The organism is Micrococcus sp. HMSC31B01 (assembly GCF_001816085.1).
Taxonomy (GTDB): Bacteria; Actinomycetota; Actinomycetes; order Actinomycetales; family Micrococcaceae; genus Micrococcus; species Micrococcus luteus.
Window position 1 is genome coordinate 1 of the sequence record NZ_KV825301.1, and the last position, 3,204, is coordinate 3,204.

3 protein-coding genes are annotated in these 3,204 nt (G+C 74.6%); 1 reads left to right on the top strand and 2 read right to left on the bottom strand.

Annotated features, from left to right (window positions below):
- The first annotated feature begins 29 nt into the window (after positions 1-29).
- Positions 30-1,307, top strand: coding sequence for a deoxyguanosinetriphosphate triphosphohydrolase (locus HMPREF3105_RS09905; protein WP_070709477.1), 1,278 nt, complete (start codon positions 30-32; stop codon positions 1,305-1,307).
- On the opposite strand, the gene HMPREF3105_RS09910 is transcribed toward HMPREF3105_RS09905, so the two are convergent.
- Positions 1,234-2,136: an SIR2 family NAD-dependent protein deacylase gene (locus HMPREF3105_RS09910; protein ID WP_070709475.1), complete on the bottom strand. Its 903-nt coding sequence runs from the start codon at positions 2,134-2,136 to the stop codon at positions 1,234-1,236. The two genes, HMPREF3105_RS09905 and HMPREF3105_RS09910, sit on opposite strands and share 74 nt — an antisense overlap.
- Positions 2,137-2,250: 114 nt before the next feature.
- Positions 2,251-3,204 (bottom strand): anthranilate synthase component I family protein (locus HMPREF3105_RS09915; RefSeq protein ID WP_141762494.1); only part of this gene is annotated, 954 nt, incomplete at its 5' end.

Below are 3,204 nucleotides of genomic sequence, written 5' to 3' on the forward strand. Positions count from 1 at the left end.
AAGGCCGGCCCCCGTATGCCGGCCGCGCCGTGCAGACCCCCGGCTACACGCCGTGGGACCGGGAGCGGTGGCTGCCCGAGCCGCCCAAGTCCTCCTACCGTTCGGACTTCGAGCGGGACCGTGCCCGCGTGCTGCACTCCGCGGGCCTGCGCCGGCTGGGGGCCAAGACCCAGGTGGTCGCCCCGGACGCGGACGACTTCGCCCGCACCCGCCTGACGCACTCGCTCGAGGTGGCGCAGGTGGGGCGTGAGCTCGGTAGGTCGCTGGGCTGCGACCCCGACCTCGTGGACACCGCCTGCCTGTCCCACGACCTCGGCCACCCGCCCTTCGGGCACAACGGGGAGAAGGCGCTCGACGCGCTCAGCGAGGACGTCGGCGGCTTCGAGGGCAACGCCCAGACCCTGCGCCTGCTGGCCCGCCTCGAGCAGAAGAAGCTCTTCGCGGACGGCTCCTCCGCGGGCCTGAACCTCACGCGCGCAGCCCTCGACGCCGCATGCAAGTACCCGTGGACCCGTGAGGACGCCCCGCTGCGCCCGGACGGCACGCGTTCGCGCAAGTTCGGCGTCTACGAGGACGACCTGCCCGTGTTCCGCTGGTTCCGCGCCGGGGTGCCCGGCACGCGCACGTCCATGGAGGCCCAGGTCATGGACCTCGCGGACGACATCTCCTACTCCGTGCACGACGTCGAGGACGGCGTGGTCAACGCCGTGTTCCAGCTCAAGTGGCTGGCCATCCCGGAGCACCGGGAGCGCGTCGTGGAGACCACCCGCCAGTGGTACCTGCCGCACACGGACCCGGCGGAAGTCGACGCGGCCCTGGCCCGCCTCGAGGCCACCGACGTGTGGGTCTCCGAGATGGACGGCTCCCGGCGGGCGCTCGCGGCGATGAAGGATATGACGAGCCAGCTGATCGGCCGGTTCTGCAGCGCCGCCTTCGACGCCACGCGCCAGGTGTTCGGCAACGAGCCGTTGACCCGCCACGGCGCCGACGTCGTGGTGCCCGAGGAGACGGAGACCGAGATCGCCGTGATGAAGGGCATCGCGGCGGCCTACGTGATGACCGCGGAGCAGCGCCAGCCGCTCTACGCGCGGCAGCGCGAGGTGCTCGCGGAGCTCGTGGCGCTGCTGGACGCCACGGGGGACCGGTACCTCGAGCCGATGTTCGCGTTCGACTGGGCGCAGGCCCCCGACGACGCCGCCCGGCGCCGCGTGGTGATCGACCAGATCGCCTCGCTCACCGATTCGACCGCCGTCGAGTGGCATCACACCCTGGTGCAGGGCGCGGAGTTCCGGCGCGTCTGGCTCTGACCGGCGGGTCCAGCAGCGCGGGAAGCACCGCGCCGGCGGGACCCCGCAGGACGTGCGTGACCGCGCCGCTCAGCTCGGTCTCCACCGGGTTGATCTCCACGACGGCGGCCCCGGCCCCCAGCGCCACGAACGGCAGGGACGCCGCCGGCTGGACGATGCCCGAGGTGCCGACCACCAGGCACAGGTCGCAGTCCTCGAGCGCGGCGAAGGCGCGGTCCCAGGGCTCGGCCGGCAGCATCTCCCCGAACCACACGATCCCCGGGCGGATCAGCCCGTCCCCGCACACGGTGCAGGCCGGCGGTGCCTCGCGGAGCATCGCCTCGAGGTCGGCCTCGGAGCCGGCCGTCGCCTCGTCCGCGGGCGCGCCCGGATCGACGTCGGCGGGGGCCCCGCAGTCGGCGCAGCGGTGCTCGAACAGGGACCCGTGCAGGTGCGCGAGGACCCGGGCGCCGGCGCGCTCGTGCAGGTCGTCCACGTTCTGGGTGACCACCTCCAGGCCGGGCGTGCGGCGCTGCCAGACGGCGACGGCGTCGTGCCCCGGATTCGGTTGGCGGGCCCGCACCATCCGGGCACGCCACCGGTACCAGGACCACACGAGCGCGGGATCCGCGAGGAATGCCTCCTCCGTGGCGAGCTCCTCCGCGGAGAACCGCTCCCACAGGCCGGTCTGGGCGTCGCGGAACGTGGGGATGCCGGACTCGGCGCTCATCCCCGCCCCGGAGAGCACCACGGGACGCTCGGCGGCGGCCACGAGCGCGCGGACGGCGTCCAGCACGTCAGGGTCGAGGTCGGGGGCGGAGGCGGCGAGGACGGGGTGCGGATCGGCCATGTCCCCAGCCTAGGCAGGCGGCACGGGTGGTCGCCCCCCTTCGTTTGGGGGCGGTTTGCGGCGTTATTCCGTCGGAATACCGCCGAATATCGCCCCCGAACCACAAGGGTGGGGTCAGGTGACGTCGGGTGCCGTCGTCGGCAGGCCCGTGCCGGCGGCGCGGGCGAGGGCCCGGCGCAGGCCGCGGGCCTTGAGGAGGACCTCGTCGTGCTCGGCGGCCGGGTCCGAGTCCGCGACGATCGCCCCGCCGGCCCCCACGGACCAGCGGCCCCCGGTGAGCACGGCCGTGCGGATCACGACGGACAACGACGTCGTCCCGTCCGCGCTCAGCATCCCCAGCGCCCCGGAGTAGACCCCGCGCGGGGAGGCCTCCCACGCGGCCAGCAGCTCGACGCTGCGTCGCTTCGGCGCGCCCGTCATCGACCCGCCCGGGAACAGCGACCGCACCACGTCCACGGGCTCGACGCCGGCTCGTGCGGTGCCCGTGACGGTGGAGACGAGCTGGTGGACGGTCGCGTAGCTCTCCACCGCCATGAGGGAGGGCACCTGCACGGAGCCGGGCTCGCACACCCGCGAGAGGTCGTTGCGCAGCAGGTCCACGATCATGAGGTTCTCGGCCCGGGTCTTGGGATCGGCGGCGAGCGCGCGGGCGGCCTCGGCGTCCTCGGCCGGGTCGGGCAGGCGGGCGGCCGTGCCCTTGATCGGCTTGGTGCTGTACCGGCCCGCGCGCCCGGCGAGGAACCGCTCGGGGGAGGCCGAGACCACGGCCCACCGGCGGGCACCCGTGCCGTGCTCCAGCAGCGCCGCATACGGGGCCGGCTGGTGCGCGGCGAGCTCGTGGAAGAGGACCAGCGGGTCCACGCGCAGCCCGGGGTCGGCGTCGAAGCGGGTGGTCAGGCACAGCTCGTAGGAGTCGCCGGCGTGCAGCGCGGCGCGGCAGCGGGCGATCTGCTCGGCGTACGCTGCCCGGTCCTCGCGCCACGTGCCCGGCGCCTCCTCATCGGCCCGTGGTCCCGGACCGGCGTCCCGCGGCGGGGGCACGACGACGTCGCCCGACGCCGTCTCGAG

What these genes read in the sequence shown, in the direction of transcription:
- HMPREF3105_RS09910 (WP_070709475.1), bottom strand. Translation starts at nt 2,136, where the DNA reads ATGGCCGATCCGCACCCCGTCCTCGCCGCCTCCGCCCCCGACCTCGAC.